This window comes from Actinoplanes sp. NPDC051411, assembly GCF_040682075.1.
Classification (GTDB): Bacteria; Actinomycetota; Actinomycetes; order Mycobacteriales; family Micromonosporaceae; genus Actinoplanes.
Map to the genome: position 1 here is coordinate 45,291 of NZ_JBFBAD010000019.1, position 17,366 is coordinate 62,656.

Consider the following 17,366-nt stretch of genomic DNA (forward strand, 5'->3'; position numbering starts at 1 on the left):
CACCGCAACGGGCTACCAGGTCACTGCGATGTACTTGGACTCGGTGTAGTCGAGCAGGCCCTCGTGGCCGCCCTCCCGGCCGATTCCGCTCTGCTTCACGCCTCCGAAGGGGGCCGCCGGGTCGCTCACCACACCGCGGTTCAGGCCGATCATGCCGGCCTCCAGGGCCTCGCTGATCCGCAGGCCCCGGGTCAGGTCCCGGGTGTAGACGTAGGCGACCAGGCCGTACTCGGTGTCGTTCGCGTACGCCACCGCCTCCTCGTCGGTGTCGAAGGTGACGATGGGGGCGACCGGGCCGAAGATCTCCTCGCGGAGGATCGCCGCGGTGGGGGCGACGTCGGTCAGCACCGTGGGCGGGTAGTAGTAGCCGGGCCCGTCCGGGCGGGTGCCGCCGGTGGTCGCGGTCGCGCCGGCGGCCAGCGCGTCCCGCACGAGCCCGTCCACCTTGGCCGCAATGTCCTCGTTGACCAGCGGGCCGACCTGGGTGTCCGCGTCGGTGCCGGGGCCCAGCCGCAACGCCGCCATGCGGGCGGTCAACTGCTCGGTGAACTCGCCGGCCACCGAGCGGTGGACGTAGAACCGGTTGGCCGCCGTGCACGCCTCGCCGCCGTTGCGCATCTTGGCGATCATCGCGCCGTCGACCGCGGCGGCCAGGTCGGCGTCGGCCAAGACCAGGAACGGAGCGTTGCCTCCCAACTCCATGGACGTGTTGACGACATTGTCGGCCGCCTCGGCCAGCAGCAGCCGGCCGACCTCGGTGGAGCCGGTGAACGACACCTTGCGGACCCGCGGGTCGTGCAGCATCGCCGACACGACCCGGCCCGAGCTGCGCGAGGGCAGCACGTTCACCACGCCGTCGGGGATACCCGCCTCGGCCAGGAGCTCGGCCATCGCCAGAGCGGTCAGCGGGGTGTCACTGGCCGGCTTCAGCACCACGGTGCAGCCGGCGGCCAGCGCGGGCGCGATCTTGCGCGTGGCCATGGCGGCCGGGAAGTTCCAGGGGGTGACCAGCACGCAGACGCCCACCGGCTGGCGTACGACCAGGATGCGGTTGGCCCCGGACGGCGCCGTCGCCACGGAGCCGAGGGCGCGCACCGCTTCCTCGGCGTACCAGCGGAAGAACTCGGCGGCGTACAGCACCTCGCTGTGGGCATCGGCCGGCGCTTTGCCGTTCTCCTGGCTGATCAGGCGGGCGAAGGTCGAGGCGCGCGCGGTCATCAGCTCGAAGGCGCGGCGCAGGTGCTCACCGCGTACCCGTGCCGGGGTTGCCGCCCAGGAAGCCGCCGCGTCGGATGCGGCCGCAACCGCCGCCAGGGCGTCTTGCACCGAGCCGTCGGCGACGGAGGCGATCACCGAACCGGTCGCCGGGTCCCGCACGTCGAAGCGGTCACCGGTGGAGGACGGGATCCACTTGCCGCCGATGAAGAGATCGGTCTCCACAGAAACTCCTAATAGGGGTTGGCGACCACGAGGTCTTCGGCCGGGAACAGCGTGAGGATGCGCGGGCCGTCGTCGGTGACCACTACCTCCTCCTCGATGCGGGCGGCCGAGAAGCCATCGCTCGCGGGGCAGTAGGTCTCCAGCGCGAACACCATGCCGGACCGCAGCTCGACCGGCGAGGTCATGCTGTTGAGCCGCGAGATGATCGGCCGTTCGTGCAGGCCCAGGCCGAGCCCGTGTCCGAATTGGAGGCCGAACGCGGCCATCTCGTTCTCGAACCCGAACTCGGTGGCCTTCGGCCACACCGCCGCGATCTCGTCGGTGCCCGCGCCCGGGCGGACGACGGCGATCGCGGCGTCCATCCATTCCCGGGCCTTCGCGTACGCCTCGCGTTGTGACGCCGTCGACCGGCCGACCCCGAGGGTCCGGTAGTAGCAGGTCCGGTACCCGTTGTAGGAGTGGATGATGTCGAAGAACGCCTGGTCGCCGGGGCGGATGATGCGGTCCGAGAAGTTGTGCGGGTGCGGGTTGCACCGCTCGCCGGAGACCGCGTTGATCGCCTCCACCTGGTCGGAGCCCATCTCGTACAGCCGCTTGTTGGCCATCGCCACGATCTCGTTCTCGCGGATGCCGGGCTTGAGCACCTCGACGATGTCCTGGTAGACGCCGTCCACCATGGCGGCCGCCTGGTTGAGGAGCATGATCTCGTCGGCCGACTTGATCAGCCGGGCGTCGAGCATGAGCTGCTGGCAGTCGACGACCTTCAGACCCTGCCGCTGCATCTCGAAGAGGAACGCCGGCTCGACGATGTCCACACCGACCGGCTCGCCGGCCAGGCCGGCGTCCTCCAGCATGCCCTTGATCTCCCGGACCGCGGACTCCATCAGGCCGGCGGCCGGGGCGATCGCACCCCGCATCCCGAGCATGCCCGCCCGGCAGTCGTCCGGGTCGAGCCACGGCGAGTACAGCTTGTGGTGCCGGGCGGCCGAGCCGAAGTCCCACAGCGCGGGTTTCCCGGAGCGGGTGAGCAGCGCGTAGCGGGTCATCTTGTCGCCGAGCGCCCCGCCGATCCACGTCTGCGTCGTGTACCGGATGTTGTAGAAGTCGAACAACAGGAATGCCCCGCACGACGAGCCGGCCAGGGACTTCACCGCCCGCTCGAGGCGGTAGCGGCGCAGCCGGTCGAAGTCGACCCGCTGCTCGTAGTCGACCGCCATGTGCCCCGGTGCGGCGAGCGGCCGGCTCATGACGAGAGCCCGTCGTCGACCGGGGTGTCCTCCGGCTCCAACGCCAGCCCGGCGCCGGCCGCCTGCTGGTCGAGCAGGACCGCGAAGTCCTCGGTGACCCGGCCGCTCGACACCGTCTGCTGCACCAGCTGCGCGGTCAGCGCGGCCAGAGGCATCGGTACGTCCAGGTTGCGGCCGGCGGCCATGCCGAGGTCGAAGTCTTTGCGCAGCAACAGCGGTGTGAAGGTCGCCGTGTAGTCGAGGTGGACGAACGCGGGGCTCTTGTATCTCGTGAACGTCGAGCCCATCACGCTGTCGTTGAGGAACTCGAGGAACGCGGCCCGGGAGACGCCGCCCTTCTCGGCCAGTACGGTGATCTCGGCCATGCACTGGGTGACCACGCCGAGCATCAGGTTGTGGCAGATCTTCACCAGCCGGGCGACGTCGCCGTCCCCGACGTACGTGACGGACCGCGCGATGTGCCGGAGCAGGTGCTCCACCCGCTTGTAGACGGGCAGCGGCCCGGAGACGGCGATGCTCAGCTTTCCCGCTCTGACCACCTTGCCGTTGCCGCTGACCGGTGCGGCCAGGAAGTCGACGCCGCGAGCCAGGCACTCGGCCCGGACCAGCTCGGACGACTCGGTGGAGACGGTGGAGCAGTCGACCAGCGTGCCGGGCACGTGAGCGGGGTCGGCGAGCAGCCCGCCCTCGCCGAGCAGCACCTCCTCGAGGTCGGCCGGGGCGGAGACCATCGTGAAGACGACGTCGCAGCCGCGCAGGTCGGCGATGTGGTCCACGACGTCGCACCCGGTGGCCTCGGCCTTCGACCGGGTCCGGTTCCAGACCGACGGCGTCATTCCGGCCCGCCGCAGCCGGATCGCCATGGCGGCGCCCATCCGGCCCGCGCCGATCCACCCGACGGTGAGGTCGTTGTCAGCCATCAATAGCTCCTTACTTGGCGGGTGAGGCGGCGGTGCCGCCCAGATAGAGCGAGGCCATCTCGGGGTTGTCGCGGACCTCGGCGGCGGTGCCGGTGAGCCGCACCTTGCCGCCCTCCATCACCACCCCGTGAGTGGCCAGGCCGAGGCCGAGCCGCACGTTCTGCTCGACCAGCAGGACCGTGGTGCCGCCCTCGTTGAGGCCGTGGATCAGGCCGGCCACCGCGGTCAGACTCTTCGGGTCCAGCCCCAGCGACGGCTCGTCGAGCAGCAGCAGCTTGGGGTCGAGCATGAGGCAGCGGGCGATCTCGACCATCCGCCGCTGCCCGCCGGAGAGGTTGCCGGCGTGGTCGCCGGCCCGCTCGGCCACGATCGGGATGCGCTCGCAGACGGACGCGTAGCGCGCGGCGAGCAGTTTCCGGTCGCGGCGGATCAGGTAGCCGCCGAGCATCACGTTCTCGCGGACCGACATGCCGGGGAACAGCGCCTGCGACTGCGGCACCTGGGTGATGCCGAGCCCGAGGATCTTCGCGGGATCGAGGCCGTCCATCCGGGTCCCGCCGAGCGAGACCGATCCGGTACGGCAGCGCAGCAGCCCGCTGATGACCCGGAGCACCGTGGACTTGCCGGCGCCGTTCGGGCCGACGATGCAGGTCACCGTACGTTCGGCGCAGTGCAGGTCGACACCCTGGAGCACGTCGCCGCCGCCGTACCCGGCCGTGACGTCGCTAAGCGTTAGCATCGGCGTTCCTCCAGTCGTCGCCGAGGTAGGCGTCCAGCACGAGGGGGTCCTCCCGGATCTGCCCGGGCGGCCCGGAGGCGATGCACCGGCCCCGGGCGAACACGTAGACCGGATCGCACAGGTCGAGCACCAGCGGGATGTTGTGCTCGACCACCAGGAACGTGACGCCGTCCCGGTTGAGCTCGCGGATCACCTCGGTGAGCCGGCCGAGCAGGCTCGGGTTGACGCCGCCGGCCGGTTCGTCGAGCAGGATCAGCTCGGGCGACAGCATCAGCACCTGGGCCAGTTCCACCAGCTTCTGCTGGCCGTAGGAGAGGGCGCCGGCCTTCTGCTGGGCGAACGAACCGAGCCCGACCACGTCGAGCAGGTCGCGGGCCCGGGACGCCTCGGCGCCGCTGACCGCGTCGGCCAGCATGGTGCGCAGCTTCCCGTCGGGCTGCGGGGCGACCACGTTCTGGAGCACCGTCATGTCCTTGAACAGCCGGGTCACCTGGAAGGTGCGGCCCAGCCCGAGGTGCCCGCGGGTCCACGGCGGCAGCTTCTCGATCCGCTTGCCGTTGAACGTGACCGTGCCCTCGTCGGCCGGCATGTTGCCGGTGATCAGGTTGAACAGGGTGGTCTTGCCGGAGCCGTTCGGCCCGATCAGCGCGGTGATCGAGCCGCGTTCGACGCTGAGGTCGGCGCCGTCGACGGCGGTCAGGCCGCCGAAGCGCTTGACCACCCCGCGCACCTCGAGCAGCGGGCCGGGCCCGGCCTCCTGCGGGAGGCGTTCGCGGACCACGGCGGTGTTGTGCGAGAGCGCGCCGACCTGGTCGGTGTACTCCACCTTCACCGGGTGGCGTCTGCGCCAGGCCGCCTCGATCGTGGGCAGCAGCCCGGCGGGCAGGAAGAGCACGACCCCGACCAGGATCAGACCCAGGATGAGTACGCGGGACTGCGTGTTCCCGCCGTAGACGGTCGCCCCCTCGTTGACCAGCGAGATGATGAACGCGCCCAGCACCGGGCCGTACAGCGTGCCCCGGCCGCCGACCAGCGCGGCCAGGACGATGAGCACGCTGCCGAGGATCGCGAACGACCCGACCGGGTTGAGGAAGGTCTGGTAGTAGGCGTACACCCCGCCCGCGACGCCGATGAAGAAGCTGCTGGCCCCGTACGCGATGATCTTGAAGACCGTGGTGTTGACGCCGATCGACGCCGCCTTGCCCTCGTCCTCGCGGATCGCGATCAGGCCGGTGCCGAACTTGGTCCGCGCGATCCACCCGCTGAACAGAACGGTCAGCACGAGGAGCAGCAGGAACGCGTAGTAGAACGGTATGTTCTGGAAGTCGGCGCTCCAGAACGGCAGTTCGAGCGTGATGCCGTCGGAGCCGTTGGTCAGCGGTTTCCAGTTGGTGGCGACGATCTGCGAGGACAGCAGCAGGGCGATCGTGATGATCACGAAGGCGTGGCCACGGGTGCGCAGCACCACCGAGCCGAACAGCACCGCGACGACCACGGCCGTGATGCCCCCGAGCGGGGCCACCCAGAGTGGGTTGACGCCGGTGTGCAGCGCGATGATCGCCGCGGTGTAGGAGCCCAGGCCGAGGAATATGCTGTGGCCCAGCGAGATGTAGCCGGCGTAGCCCGAGACGATGTTCCAGCTGGTGGCCTGGACGGCAAGCAGGAACATCGTCAGCATGACGCCCTGCGGATAGGGCTGCCACGGGTTGACCAGCGGATAGATCAGGAACCCGAGGAGCGCGATCCCGGCGATCAGGTGCTGTTTGCGTACCTTCCTCATGCTGCTTCTCCTCGGGCGTGCCCGCCGCGCGTTCCTGTGCAGTCGGTCATGCCGCGTCCTCTCGCAGTCGGGCCCCGAACAGACCCTGCGGCCGCACCAGCAGGACCGCCATGATCACGAGGTAGAAGACCAGCGTCGACCACTGCAGCGATCCATAGGTTGCGGTCAATGTCTCGGCCAGCCCGAGTACGAGGGCGCCGGTCAGCGCCCCGGGCAGACTGCCCATGCCGCCCAGCACCACGATGCCGAGCAGCCGGGAGATCCAGTCGTAGTGCGAGGCGGGAAAGAACGGGTAGAGCACCGAGAGGATCGACCCGCCGACGCCGGCGCTCGCGCTTCCGAGCGCGAACGCCAGCGCTGCCGTCGCCGTCGCGCCGATGCCGACCAGCGCCGCCGCGGACGGGTTCTGCGAGGTGGCCCGGATGGCCCGGCCGGTCCAGGTCCGCGTGAGCACGATGTACAGGCCGCCCAGCACCACGACCGCCGCGAGGAAGCCGTAGACCTGAGCCTTGGGCAGCAGCACGCCACCTATCCGGAAGCTCTGCTCGAAGTACGCCGGGGTGGCCGAGCGGAACTTGTTGCCCGCCACCACGTTGAGCACGCCTTCGATGACCAGCGCCAGCCCGAAGGTGAGCAGCACCGACATCGACGCCGGCTGCCCGCTGATCCGGCGGATCACGAACCGGTAGAGCAACCAGCCGAGTCCGAACATCAGCGGGGCGGTGACCACCGAGGCGAGGATCGGGTCGAGCCCGGTCTCGCGCCACAGCCACCAGGTGAACGTGGCGACCAGGATGAGGAAAGCACCCTGGGCGATATTCACGATCTTCAGCACTCCGAAGATGAGCGTCAGACCGGAGGCCATCAGCGCGTAGATGCCGCCGATGAGGACGCCGAGCGCGACGGCCTGGACGAAATGGGCCATGGGGCGATCACTTCCAGTCGGGCTTGGGATTCACGACCGTTTGCGAGGTGGCCGCTTCGGCCGGGGCCACGATCTGCGGCTTGCCGGACTGCCACTGGCCGAGCAGGAACTGGCCGTTCGGCTCGCCGGTGTCCTTCCAGCTCAGCGGGCCGAGGATAGTCGGCACCTGGTTGGCGTGCAGCCAGTCGCGGATCTTCACCTGGTCGGTCGAGCCGACCGCGGTGATCGCGGCCTGGAGCACTTCGGCCGCCCCGAACGCGTCCGCCGCGTCCTCGGCGGGGTCGGCGTTCTGGAACTTCGCCTTGTAACCGGCGACGAAGTCGGGGTTGTGCGGCGTCTTCGCGTCCGGGTGCCAGCTGACGGTGTAGAAGACGCCCTCGGTGCTGCCGACGCCCACGCCGGAGCTGTACTGGCCGGCGTTGCTGGGGGCCGACGTCTGGTACATGATCTTCGGCGAGTACCGCAGCTGCTTGAGCGAGCGGATCACGCCGACGCCGTCCTCGAAGACCGCGCCCTGGGCGATCAGGTCGGGCTTCTTGGCGGCGAGCTGGCTCGCGATGGGCTGGAAGTTGGTGGTGTCGGCCGGGTACGTCGAGCTGTACACGGTCTGCACGCCGAGGCCCTCGAGCTGCTTCTGCATGCTCTGGATGACCGGGGTCGTGAACGGGTCGTCCTGGGTCGGGTACGCCGCTGTCTTCGGCCTCTGGTCGGCGGGCAGCGACTTGATCCAGTTGACGAAGACGTCGGCCTGGTGCGGCGCGGTGCCCTGCTGGGCGAAGAACAGGTTCTTGAAGCCGCGGGTGAACATGTTCGGCGCGCCGCCGGCCGGCTCGACGAAGACCATGCCGTTCTTCTCGGCGACGGCCGAGGCGGCGTAGTTGAGCAGCGAGGAGAACGTGCCGAGGACCAGGTCGACCTTGTCCTGGGTGATCAGCTTGGTGTAGTCGCTGACCACCGTGTCCTGGCTGCTGGCGTCGTCGACGATCTTGAGGGTGACCTGCCGGCCGAGCAGGCCGCCGGACTTGTTGATCTGATCGGCCCAGACCTCGTACCCGCGTCGGGCCTCGGTGCCGGGCTGGGAGAAGTCGCCGGTCAGCGGCAGCGAGATGCCGATGGTGAGCGGCTTGCTGGTGTCGGTCGACGCCTTCTCCGAGGGACGGGAGCCGCACGCGGTGAGGCCGAGACCGACCGTGGCGGCGAGGGAGAAGGCAAGGACGGAGCGTCGGGTGACGGAATTTTCGATCATCAAGGGCCCTCCACTTCGAGGTCTCCCCACCGGTGAACCGCGGGGAAGGCGAGGCCGCAATCGATTGCGATGCAAGGATGTACGTCGTGTTACATACGTGTCAAGACTGCAAAGACAAGCTGCTCATCTTCGTTGGATCACGGGCTTGCGCTACTGCAATCGAGTGCGGTGAACTGTCAGGCGTGGCCGCTACAGTCAGACTCGGAACGTTCACGCCGTCGGTGTTGCTGCGCGTGTGCCGGCGGCTCGGCCGGCTCGATCACGACGTGACCGAGACGCTCGTGTCCTCCTCACCGGCGCAGTTCCGCGCGCTGCTCGACGGCACGTTCGACGCGGTGCTGACCAGCCCCGACAACGTCCTGGCCTACCGGTTCAGCCCGGTCAACCCGCTCGGCGTTCAGGCGCCGGTCGAGATGCTCGCCGCGATCGACCGGGGGATGGGCCTCGCCCTCTACGGCGACCCGGCGGGGGCGAGATTCGGCGTCGACGTGCCCGGTTCCGGTTTCGCCTTCGCGATGTACGCGCTGACCGAGTCGCTCGGCCGCAGTCGCGATGACTACGAGCTGGTGACGCTGGGCTCGACGCCGACGCGGCTGCGTGCGCTGCTGGCCGGGGAGTGCGACGCCACGATGCTCAACGCCGGGAACGAACTGCACGCCGAGGCCGCCGGTTTCCGGCCGGTCCTGAGCGTCGCCGGCGCCTGCGGTCCCTACCTGGGCACCGTGCTGGCCGCGCTCGAGCCGGTTCCCTGGCTCGCGGCGGCCCTCACCGGCGTCGCCGCGCAGATCGTCGCGGGGGAGCACGATGCCATCGTCGTCGGGGAAGCCGCGTCGGCGCTCGGTTTCGACGAGGTGCTCGCCGAGCGCTACCTGAAGCGGCTGCGGTCGCCCACCGAGGGCCTCGTCCCGGACGGGAAGATCGACCGGGCCTCCCTCGAGACGCTGGTCGGGTTGCGCCGCCGCTACGGCCCGGCGCTCGACGGCGATCCGCTGGCGGCCGCGCTGGCACTCGCGTGAGCCGCCCGCTGCGGCTGCTGCAGGCCACCTCGTTCGTCAGCACCATGGACCGGTTCGCCATGCCGCCCATGCTGATCGTGATGGCGCAGGCGCTGGGCGTCCCGCTCTCCGCCGTGGTGCACACCGCCAGCCTCTACTTCCTCACGTACGGGTTGATGCAGCCCGTCTGGGGCGTCGTCTCGGACCGGCTCGGCCGGGTGCGCACGCTGCGCGTGACCCTGGTCGCGGCCGCTCTCGCCACCGGCGCGTCGGCCGCCGTGACCGACGTGACCCAGCTGGGCGTCGCCCGGGCGCTGGCCGGCGCGGCGTTCAGCGCCGCGATCCCGGCCAGCCTCATCTACGTGGGCGACACCGTCTCCGGCGCGCGCCGGCAGACCGAGGTCACCAATCTGATGGTCGGCGTCGCGCTCGGCACCGCGCTCGCCTCGGCCGGCGCCGGCGTCCTGGCCGTCGCCGCCGGGTGGCGGGTGGCGTTCCTGATCTCGGCCGCGTGCGCGCTGATCCTGGTGTTCCTGCTGCGCCACCTGCCCGAGCCGGCCACCGACCGGCCCACCGAGAACGTGCTCGCCCCGGTCGGCCGGTTGCTCCGCTCCCGGTCCGCGCTCCTCGTGCTGCTGCTCGCCTTCATCGAGGGCGGCGTGCTGCTCGGCGCGCTGACGCTGCTGCCGCCGGCGATCGAGTCGACCGGGGTGAGCGCGGCGCTGGCCGGCGCGATCACCGCCGTCTACGGGTTCGCGGTGCTGGTCTTCGCCCGGGTCGCCGGGGCGCTCTCCCGCCGCTGGCCGACCTGGTGGCTGATCGGGATCGGCGCGGTCGCCGCGGTGGCCGCCTGCGCGGTCGCGGCCATGTCCCAGCGGGCCTGGGTCGCGGCCGGCGTCGCGATCCTGATCGGCGTGGCCTGGGCCGCGATGCACTCCTCGCTGCAGACCTGGGCCACCGAGGTACTGCCGTCCGCCCGGGCGACCGTCGTCTCCGGCTTCGCGGGAGCGTTGTTCGCGGGCAGCGCGCTGTCCTCGGCGCTGGTGGCCGGCCCGGCCGAGGCGGGCCACTACGGCACGGCATTCGCCGGGCTGGCGGTCGCGGCGATCCCGCTCGGCGTGCTCGCCACGGTGGCGCGGGCCCGCTGGCAGGTAAGCCTGGTGCCGGCGGGAGGATCGTGATGGGTGAGCCTAAAGTCGTACGGATGACGGCCCCGACACTCCGTGATGTGGCGCAGCTCGCCGGGGTGCACCCCGCGACCGCCTCGCGGGCCCTCAACCCGCAGACCCGCCCGCTGGTCAACGCGGACACCGCGCGCAAGGTGCTGCGCGCCGCCGAGTCGATCGGCTACCAGCCCAACCCGATCGCGCGCAGCCTCAAGACCGCCCGCAGCAGCACCGTCGGCCTGGTCATTCCCGACCTGACCAACCCGCTGTTCCCGCCGATCGTGCGCGGCATCGAGGACGTTCTCACGCCGGCCGGCTACAGCGCCTGGATCGTCAACACCGACAACGACCCACGCCGCGAGGAAACCCAGGTGGAGTCGCTTCGGTCGCGGCAGGTGGAAGGGCTGATCGTCGCGACCGCCCGGCGGGAACACCCGCTCCTGGTGCAACTGCACCAGCAGGGCGTACGCATGGTGCTGGTCAACCGCCGGGTCGACGGGCTCGACCTGCCGTCCGTGGCCGCCGACGACGACGCGGGCATCGCGCTCGCGGTCGCCCACCTGACCGGCCTCGGGCACACCCGGATAGCGCACCTGGCCGGGCCGCAGCAGACGTCCACCGGCCTGAGCCGGGCCCGCGCGTTCCGGCACGCGATGATCGACCGGGGGCTCGCCGCCGACCCGGCGCTGACCGTGGAGTGCGGCTACTGGTCGGAGACCGAGGGCGCGCAGGGGCTGCGCAAGCTGCTCGACTCCGGCGCCTCGTTCACGGCGGTCGTCGCGGGCAACGACCTGATCGCGCTCGGCTGTTACGACGTGTTCGCCGAGCGCGGCATCAGCTGCCCCGACGAGATCAGCGTGATCGGCTTCAACGAGATACCGTTCCTCGACAAGATGCGGCCACCGCTGACCACGGTCGCGATCCCGCACTACGAGATCGGCGGCGAGGCGGCCCGGCTGCTGCTCGACACGCTCGACGAGCCGGAGCGGCATTCCCGCTCGGTGCTGCTGGCGCCCTCCCTGCTGGTGCGGGCGTCGACGGCGCCGCCGCACCCGGCCTGAGCGAGATCTGCGGCCGGGCTCAGGCGCGGTGGCGTTCGAAGAAGTCGACGATGACCGCCAGCGCCTCCCGCTGGACCTCGTCGACCTGCGGGACACCGTCGGCGCCGGTCTCGGGGTAGATGTAGCCGTGGATGTCGTGACTCCAGGAGCGCCATTCGGCGTCGGCCCGCTTCTCGGCCAGCAGGTCGTACGTGAGCCGGAAGATGCCCTGGAGCTCGTCCTGCTCGCGGCCGAGGACCAGCACCGGGATGTCGACGCCGTCCAGGCGGCCGGAAACCTCGTCCGGGTCGGTGATCCGGGCCCGCGCCCGGTCGACGCTGCGGATCTCGAGGCTCTCGATGTCGCGCAGCCCGTCGGTGGTCCGCACCGTCGGGTGGTCGTCCAGCCGCAAGGTCAGCAGCTCGTGCGAGGCCGGCTCCGCCGCCACGGCGGCCCGCAGCAGACCGCTGTACTGCGAGCACAGCTTGAACAGCATTTCGCCGGCATGGCTGACACCGAGGTGGAACAGCCGGTCGGCGTCGATGCGCGGGTGCCGCGCGACGTGCCGCAGCACCGCGACCTCGTCCTCGTACTCCAGCGGCGCGCGGCTCATCAGGTCCATGCCCTGGCGGGTGTCGGTGCGTAACCGTCCACCGGTCTGGTAGCCGAGCTCCACCTCGGTGCGGTACCGGCTCCAGGCGCACGCGTAGCCGGCGTCGAGCAGCACGTCGGTGATGTGCCGGAAGCGGTGGACACGATCCCGCAACCAGGCGAACCCGCCGCCGCCGTTGCCGTAGGCGACGAACACGAACGGATGCGGGCCCGCACCCGCGGGCAGCCGCAGGGCGTAGGGCACGTACAGCCCGTCCAGCGTCTCGGCCAGGAAGTAGTGCGCGGGCAGCTCGGATCCGGCGAGCGCCTCGGTCCGCACCGCGTCCGTGGACCAGTCCCATTCATCCATCGTGAGGCCTCATCTCGCACCAGACCGAAACCGCAGGCGGAGCAGCTGCGGAAACGTACGCTAGATCAGGCCGCAATCGATTGCAACAGTCGCTTCGGGGCGTGTGGTCCGGCTGTCACCCCTCGTCGGCCGGCGCGACGGCCGCCGGCTCAGGCGAGTTTGCGGGCGACGCCGACGAGGTTGTGCAGCGGCTGCGTTCCGGCGGGGTCGATGTGCCACCGGGTGACATCGACCAGGCCCGGCTCGACCAGTTCCAGACCGTCGAAATAACTGGCGATCTCCTCCGGGCTGCGCATCGCGTACGGCGGATTGGCCGTCGCGTTCCAAATCTTCATGACCTCGTTGAGTTCGGGGTTGGTATTGGTGCCGTCACAAACCACGAGATAGCTGCCCGGCGCCAGGCGGTCCATGGTCCGCCGCACCACGGTCCTGGCCTCCTCCACGCTGGGAAGGTGGGCGAGGATCCCCGACAGCATCAGCACAACCGGCTGGGTGAGGTCGAGAGTGCGCCCCGCCTCGCGAAAGATCGTGTCCGTGTCGCGAAGGTCGGCGTCGATGTAGTCGGTCGCGCCCTCCGGGCCGCTGGTCAGCAGGGCGCGAGCGTGCACCAGGACGAGCGGGTCGTTGTCGACGTAGACGATGCGGGCATCCGGTGCTGCCTGCTGGGCCACCTCATGGGTGTTGTTGGTGGTCGGCAGGCCGGTGCCGATGTCGAGGAACTGACGCACCCCGGCCTCGCCGGCCAGGTAACGCACGGCCCGGTTGAGGACGGCCCGGTCGGCACGGGCGATATCGACGATGATCGGGAATTCCTTGGCGATCTGGTCACCGAGGGCGCGGTCCACGGCGTAGTTGTCCTTGCCGCCGAGCCAGTAGTTCCAGACCCGCGCTGTCTGCGGGACAGCGGTATCGATCTTGGCCGCCGTACTCGCGTCGGACGGCTGCGTCTCATCGGTCATCGGCGTTGCCCCTCGGTGTGCGGCGGCCACTGTGGATCGACGCCAGGATACAGGGGTTCAGGAGCGGGTCCCGTCGATGTCACCGATGATGTGACCCCGGATCCGGACGGCGTCACCGCCTCGTCCGGTTGATCACGGTCATTAACCTCTACCCATGCCGATGAACGAGCCCGACTACTTCCAGAGCCGGGCGCGCGTCGCGTTTCCTCTTCTCGGGGTCGTTCTGACCGTCAGCTTTCTGTTGGTCGGTCTGTTCGGCGACTTCGAGCCCCGGCCGCCGCGCGGTGAACTGGTCACCGCCACTGTCTACGCTGTGGTGCCGGACGCTCTCGGCCGTCCGTATTACGTGGCGGTCCGGGCGGTCACCTCCCGGGGCGTGGTGACCTGCAGTATGGGCAAGATCGCGTTCCCCGACCACGTCCTGCCCCCGCTCAACGCGCAGATCCCGGTCGAATGGACGCCGGAGTACTGCGCGTTGAGCGAGCCGGCCGAACCGCTCCCACGGTGGTTCTTCCTGCTGGTGGCAGGCGTCGCGGGGACGCTCACCGGCGCGTGGCTGTTCCGGTCGGCGGCCCGCCCCCGTAGCCCCTTGGCCGAGCCGCGTCGTGCCTAGACGCCGGTCACGGCCGGTTCAGGCGGATCGAGTTGTACGGCGTCAAGTTGTAGTGCAACACCCACCCGACCACGACGGTTTGACCGGTGCAGTCGACGCCGTTGTAGCCGTAGCAGAGGGTGGCCGTGGCCCCGCCGGTCTGGTTGTTGTCCACGGTGTTGACGCCGTAGATGTTGGACAGGTTGTGGGCTCCGTAGGTGTAGAACTTGCTCTTGATGGTGGCGCCGTCCGGCGCGATGATGCAGACGTAACCGGACGGACATCCCCAGCCGTCATTGGCCGCCTTGGCCGTGGCCGCGCTCGCGCTCGTCGCGCCCCCGGCCAGAACGGTAGCGGTGGCCGCCGTTGCGAGAACGGCGGACAACTTGCCCCTCATGTGCGTTCCTCCCCCTTGTCACGAACGTCTCCGGAGACCGCGGCCGGGCCGGCTCGGCGGCCGATACGTTCGCCGGTCCTCGGGAATGATCGTCGTGAGTAGATGGTGGAACGTTGTCGATATGTTGTCGTCCTGGCAGCGATGGTCGGTTTGCCGGGACGAGGAGGCGCGACGTGGTGGTGGTCCGGCTGCTGGGCCCGGTGGAGCTGATCACGCCCGGTCGTGCCGTCGACGTCGGACCACCACAGCGCCGGCTCGTCCTGGCCGCTCTGGCCGTCGATGCCGGCCGGTCGGTGCCGGTCGAGACGCTGGTGGACCGGGTGTGGGGAGCCGAGGCACCCGACCGCGGGCGGCGGGCGCTGCAGGCCCATCTGACCCGCATCCGCCGGGTCTGCCAGGACCTCGACGAGCCGGTGGGCCTGATCCGCCGGTCCGGGGGATACCTGCTCGACCTGGATGACGAGCGGGTGGACGTGCTCCGGTTCCACCGGCTCGGCCGACAGGCCCGCGAGCCCGGGCCGGACCGCACCGTTCTGCTGCGCCGCGCGATCGACCTGTGGGCGGGGGAGCCCCTGGCCGGGATGACGGGGCGGTGGGCCGGGCAGATCCGCGAGAGGTGGCGCCAGCAGTACCTGGACGCGGTGATCGCCTGGGCCGGGTCCGCGTTGGAGACGGGCGACACCGATGACGTGGTCGGCCGTCTGTCGTCCCTGGTCGAGGAGCATCCGCTGGTGGAGCCGCTCACCGCGGTGTACATGCGCGCCCTGCACAACGCCGGCCGGACCGCGGCGGCACTCGACCTCTACACCGCCACCCGCCGCCGGCTCATCGACGATCTCGGTGTCGAACCGGGGGCCGAACTGCGGCAGGCGCACCAGGCCGTCCTGCTCGGCGACGCGGCCCCGGCCGTCGCGATACGCGAGAGCCCGCCGTTGCCGGTCCCCGCCCAGCTGCCCGCGGACCTCCCGGATTTCGCCGGGCGCCGCGCGGACCTCGATCATCTCGATGCGCTGGGAAAGCAGGACGCGGCCGGTCTCGTCCTGGGCATCACCGGGACCGCCGGGGTGGGCAAGACCGCGCTCGCCGTGCACTGGGCGCACGGGCAGCGGCACCGTTTTCCGGACGGGCAGCTCTACCTCGATCTGGGTGGCTTCGCGCCGGCCGGTTCCCTCGTGACGGCCGCCGAGGCCGTTCGCGCGTTCCTCACCGCGCTGGGGATTCCGGCCGAGCACGTGCCCACCAGTCTGCGCGAGCAGACCGCGCTGTACCGCAGCCTGCTCGCCGACCGGCGGATGCTGGTGCTGCTCGACAATGTCCGGGACGCCGAACACGTACGGCCGTTGCTGCCCGGCGCCTCCGCCGGCCTGACCGTGCTGACCAGCCGTGACCGGCTCGCCGGCCTGGTCGCCGAGGGCGCCCGCCCGGTCACCCTCGACCTGCTCGCGCCCGAGGAGTCACGGCAGCTTCTGGCGGCCCGGATCGGCTCGGAGCGCACCGCGGCCGAGCCGGCGGCGACCAGCCGGATCGTCGCCAGTTGCACGGGGCTGCCGCTGGCTCTGGCCATGGTGGCGGTGCGCGCGGCCGGCCATCCGTCGTTTCCGCTGTCGGCGATCGCCGCCGAGCTGGACCACGCCCGCGATGCCCTGGACAGCCTGGACGGCGATGACCGGGACGACCACGTACGCGCGGTGCTGTCCTGGTCGTACCACACGCTGCGGCCGCCCGCCGCTCGCCTGTTCCGCCTGCTCGGCCTGCACACCGGCCCCGACATCAGCACCGCCGCCGCGGCGAGTCTGGCCGGCGAAACCGTGCCCGGCATCCGAGCGGCGCTGGCCGAACTGACCCGTGCGCACCTACTGCGCGAGCACCAGCCGGGCCGATACGACATGCACGACCTGCTCCGGGCGTACGCGGGTGAACTCGCCGACCGGATCGACCCGCCGGACGAGCGGGACACCGCCTTCGGCCGGCTGGTCGATCACCTGCTGCATACCGGGTACGGGGCGGCCATGCTGCTCTATCCCGGCCGCGAACCGATCGTTCTCGCCGCACCCCGTCCCGGAGTTTCGGTGCGGCGGCTGGCCGACTACGGAGAGGCACTGGAGTGGTTCACCGCTGAGCACCGCGTGCTGCTGTCCACGGTGAGCCGCTGCGCGGACCGCAATTGGGACCGGCCGGTCTGTCAGCTCGCCTGGACGCTGATGACCTTCCAGCTGCGCCAGGGGTACTGGCCGGACTGGGCGGGCACGCAGCGGGCGGCGGTGACCGCCGCACGGCGGCTGGGTGACCGGCCCGGCCAGGCCGCCGCCCAGCGCAGCCTGGCCCGCGCGCTCGGCAACATGGGCGAGCACGAGGACGCGTACGCCCACTTCCGCCAGGCGCTGGACCTGTTCGTCGAACTCGGCGATCCGGCCGGGGAGGCCACCACGCACGACAACCTCAGTCACGTGCTGGCCAAGCAGGGGCGCCGGCCGGAGGCGGTCGGGCACGCCCGGCGCGCGGTCGAGTTGTATCGCCGCGCCGGCCGGCTCGACGGCCTGGCCAGCGCGCTGAACTCGGTCGGCTGGATGCTCGCCCAGGCCGGGAACACGTCCGAAGCCCTGACGTACGCCAGGGAAGCCCTCACCCTGTACCGGGAGCTCGACGACCGCGACGGTGAGGCCGCGGCCTGGGACACGCTCGGCTACGCGCAGCACCACGGCGGTGACCCGTCGGCCGCGACGACGAGCTACCGGCGGGCCCTGGTGTTGTACCGGGCTCTGGACGACCGGTACAACGTCGGGGTCACCCTGTGGCACCTCGGGGATGCGCAGGACGCGGCCGGAGAACCGGAGTCGGCCCGGCGGTCGTGGCAGGAGGCGCTGGCCGGCCTGGAGGCCATCGGTCACGCGGACGCCGGAATCGTTCGCGGCCGCCTGGCTTGAGCCGTGGGGCTGGATTGCCCGCAGGATTGTCTTCC

General features: G+C 70.7%; 15 protein-coding genes. 5 read left to right on the forward strand and 10 right to left on the reverse strand.

Features of this window, described 5'->3' with window-relative positions; all coding sequences use genetic code 11:
• Positions 1-12: 12 nt before the first annotated feature.
• From AB0M88_RS13290 to AB0M88_RS13320, 7 genes are read right to left on the reverse strand one after another with little or no spacing between them, the layout of a single operon-like run.
• Entirely contained in the window at positions 13-1,440 is a 1,428-nt protein-coding gene (locus AB0M88_RS13290) for an NAD-dependent succinate-semialdehyde dehydrogenase (RefSeq protein ID WP_364100136.1), read from the reverse strand.
• An 8-nt stretch (positions 1,441-1,448) separates the two neighbouring features.
• Positions 1,449-2,687 (reverse strand): Xaa-Pro peptidase family protein, encoded by a 1,239-nt coding sequence (locus tag AB0M88_RS13295; RefSeq protein ID WP_364100139.1) that lies wholly within the window; start codon positions 2,685-2,687, stop codon positions 1,449-1,451.
• Positions 2,684-3,607, reverse strand: coding sequence for an NAD(P)-dependent oxidoreductase (locus AB0M88_RS13300; RefSeq protein WP_364100142.1), 924 nt, complete (start codon positions 3,605-3,607; stop codon positions 2,684-2,686). Before AB0M88_RS13300 ends, AB0M88_RS13295 begins: the two co-directional genes overlap by 4 nt.
• A gap of 10 nt (positions 3,608-3,617) precedes the next feature.
• The gene (locus AB0M88_RS13305) at positions 3,618-4,346 is read right to left on the reverse strand and encodes an ATP-binding cassette domain-containing protein (RefSeq protein ID WP_364100145.1); all 729 of its coding nucleotides are present in this window, start codon (positions 4,344-4,346) and stop codon (positions 3,618-3,620) included.
• Positions 4,333-6,126 carry a branched-chain amino acid ABC transporter ATP-binding protein/permease gene (locus AB0M88_RS13310; RefSeq protein ID WP_364100148.1) on the reverse strand — a complete coding sequence of 598 codons (1,794 nt, stop codon included), beginning with the start codon at positions 6,124-6,126 and terminating at the stop codon, positions 4,333-4,335. Before AB0M88_RS13310 ends, AB0M88_RS13305 begins: the two co-directional genes overlap by 14 nt.
• A gap of 46 nt (positions 6,127-6,172) precedes the next feature.
• A complete protein-coding gene (locus AB0M88_RS13315) occupies positions 6,173-7,051 on the reverse strand; it encodes a branched-chain amino acid ABC transporter permease (RefSeq protein WP_364100151.1) in 879 nt (292 codons plus the stop codon).
• Positions 7,052-7,058: 7 nt separating this feature from the next.
• Complete coding sequence (locus tag AB0M88_RS13320) at positions 7,059-8,297, reverse strand: amino acid ABC transporter substrate-binding protein (protein ID WP_364100154.1); 1,239 nt, start codon at positions 8,295-8,297, stop codon at positions 7,059-7,061.
• A 182-nt stretch (positions 8,298-8,479) separates the two neighbouring features.
• Here AB0M88_RS13320 and AB0M88_RS13325 point away from each other — a divergent pair, with 182 nt between their 5' ends.
• From AB0M88_RS13325 to AB0M88_RS13335, 3 genes are read left to right on the forward strand one after another with little or no spacing between them, the layout of a single operon-like run.
• Complete coding sequence (locus tag AB0M88_RS13325) at positions 8,480-9,313, forward strand: hypothetical protein (RefSeq protein WP_364100157.1); 834 nt, start codon at positions 8,480-8,482, stop codon at positions 9,311-9,313.
• On the forward strand, positions 9,310-10,473 hold the full coding sequence (locus AB0M88_RS13330; RefSeq protein WP_364100160.1) for an MFS transporter: 1,164 nt from the start codon (positions 9,310-9,312) through the stop codon (positions 10,471-10,473). Before AB0M88_RS13325 ends, AB0M88_RS13330 begins: the two co-directional genes overlap by 4 nt.
• Before the next feature lie 23 nt (positions 10,474-10,496).
• The gene (locus AB0M88_RS13335; RefSeq protein WP_364100163.1) at positions 10,497-11,519 is read left to right on the forward strand and encodes a LacI family DNA-binding transcriptional regulator; all 1,023 of its coding nucleotides are present in this window, start codon (positions 10,497-10,499) and stop codon (positions 11,517-11,519) included.
• A gap of 19 nt (positions 11,520-11,538) precedes the next feature.
• On the opposite strand, the gene AB0M88_RS13340 is transcribed toward AB0M88_RS13335, so the two are convergent.
• On the reverse strand, positions 11,539-12,459 hold the full coding sequence (locus AB0M88_RS13340) for a hypothetical protein (RefSeq protein ID WP_364100166.1): 921 nt from the start codon (positions 12,457-12,459) through the stop codon (positions 11,539-11,541).
• Positions 12,460-12,608: 149 nt separating this feature from the next.
• The gene (locus tag AB0M88_RS13345) at positions 12,609-13,418 is read right to left on the reverse strand and encodes an SAM-dependent methyltransferase (protein WP_364100169.1); all 810 of its coding nucleotides are present in this window, start codon (positions 13,416-13,418) and stop codon (positions 12,609-12,611) included.
• Positions 13,419-13,572: 154 nt separating this feature from the next.
• On the opposite strand from AB0M88_RS13345, the gene AB0M88_RS13350 reads away from it, so the two are divergent.
• Positions 13,573-14,031: a hypothetical protein gene (locus tag AB0M88_RS13350; RefSeq protein WP_364100172.1), complete on the forward strand. Its 459-nt coding sequence runs from the start codon at positions 13,573-13,575 to the stop codon at positions 14,029-14,031.
• A gap of 7 nt (positions 14,032-14,038) precedes the next feature.
• Here the strand turns inward: AB0M88_RS13350 and AB0M88_RS13355 are convergent, their stop codons facing one another.
• Positions 14,039-14,407 (reverse strand): hypothetical protein, encoded by a 369-nt coding sequence (locus tag AB0M88_RS13355; RefSeq protein WP_364100175.1) that lies wholly within the window; start codon positions 14,405-14,407, stop codon positions 14,039-14,041.
• A 173-nt stretch (positions 14,408-14,580) separates the two neighbouring features.
• Between AB0M88_RS13355 and AB0M88_RS13360 the strand changes: the two genes are divergently transcribed.
• Positions 14,581-17,331, forward strand: a complete 2,751-nt coding sequence (locus AB0M88_RS13360) for a BTAD domain-containing putative transcriptional regulator (protein ID WP_364100178.1) — start codon at positions 14,581-14,583, stop codon at positions 17,329-17,331.
• The last annotated feature ends 35 nt before the right edge of the window (positions 17,332-17,366 follow it).

Excerpts from the sequence above, each read along its gene's own strand:
- AB0M88_RS13295 (WP_364100139.1), bottom strand. The coding sequence starts at position 2,687 with ATGAGCCGGCCGCTCGCCGCACCGGGGCACATGGCGGTCGACTACGAG.
- AB0M88_RS13300 (WP_364100142.1), bottom strand. The coding sequence starts at position 3,607 with ATGGCTGACAACGACCTCACCGTCGGGTGGATCGGCGCGGGCCGGATG.
- AB0M88_RS13305 (WP_364100145.1), bottom strand. The coding sequence starts at position 4,346 with ATGCTAACGCTTAGCGACGTCACGGCCGGGTACGGCGGCGGCGACGTG.
- AB0M88_RS13310 (WP_364100148.1), bottom strand. The coding sequence starts at position 6,126 with ATGAGGAAGGTACGCAAACAGCACCTGATCGCCGGGATCGCGCTCCTC.
- AB0M88_RS13315 (WP_364100151.1), bottom strand. The coding sequence starts at position 7,051 with ATGGCCCATTTCGTCCAGGCCGTCGCGCTCGGCGTCCTCATCGGCGGC.
- AB0M88_RS13320 (WP_364100154.1), bottom strand. The coding sequence starts at position 8,297 with ATGATCGAAAATTCCGTCACCCGACGCTCCGTCCTTGCCTTCTCCCTC.
- AB0M88_RS13335 (WP_364100163.1), top strand. The coding sequence starts at position 10,497 with ATGACGGCCCCGACACTCCGTGATGTGGCGCAGCTCGCCGGGGTGCAC.
- AB0M88_RS13340 (WP_364100166.1), bottom strand. The coding sequence starts at position 12,459 with ATGGATGAATGGGACTGGTCCACGGACGCGGTGCGGACCGAGGCGCTC.
- AB0M88_RS13345 (WP_364100169.1), bottom strand. The coding sequence starts at position 13,418 with ATGACCGATGAGACGCAGCCGTCCGACGCGAGTACGGCGGCCAAGATC.
- AB0M88_RS13350 (WP_364100172.1), top strand. The coding sequence starts at position 13,573 with ATGCCGATGAACGAGCCCGACTACTTCCAGAGCCGGGCGCGCGTCGCG.
- AB0M88_RS13355 (WP_364100175.1), bottom strand. The coding sequence starts at position 14,407 with ATGAGGGGCAAGTTGTCCGCCGTTCTCGCAACGGCGGCCACCGCTACC.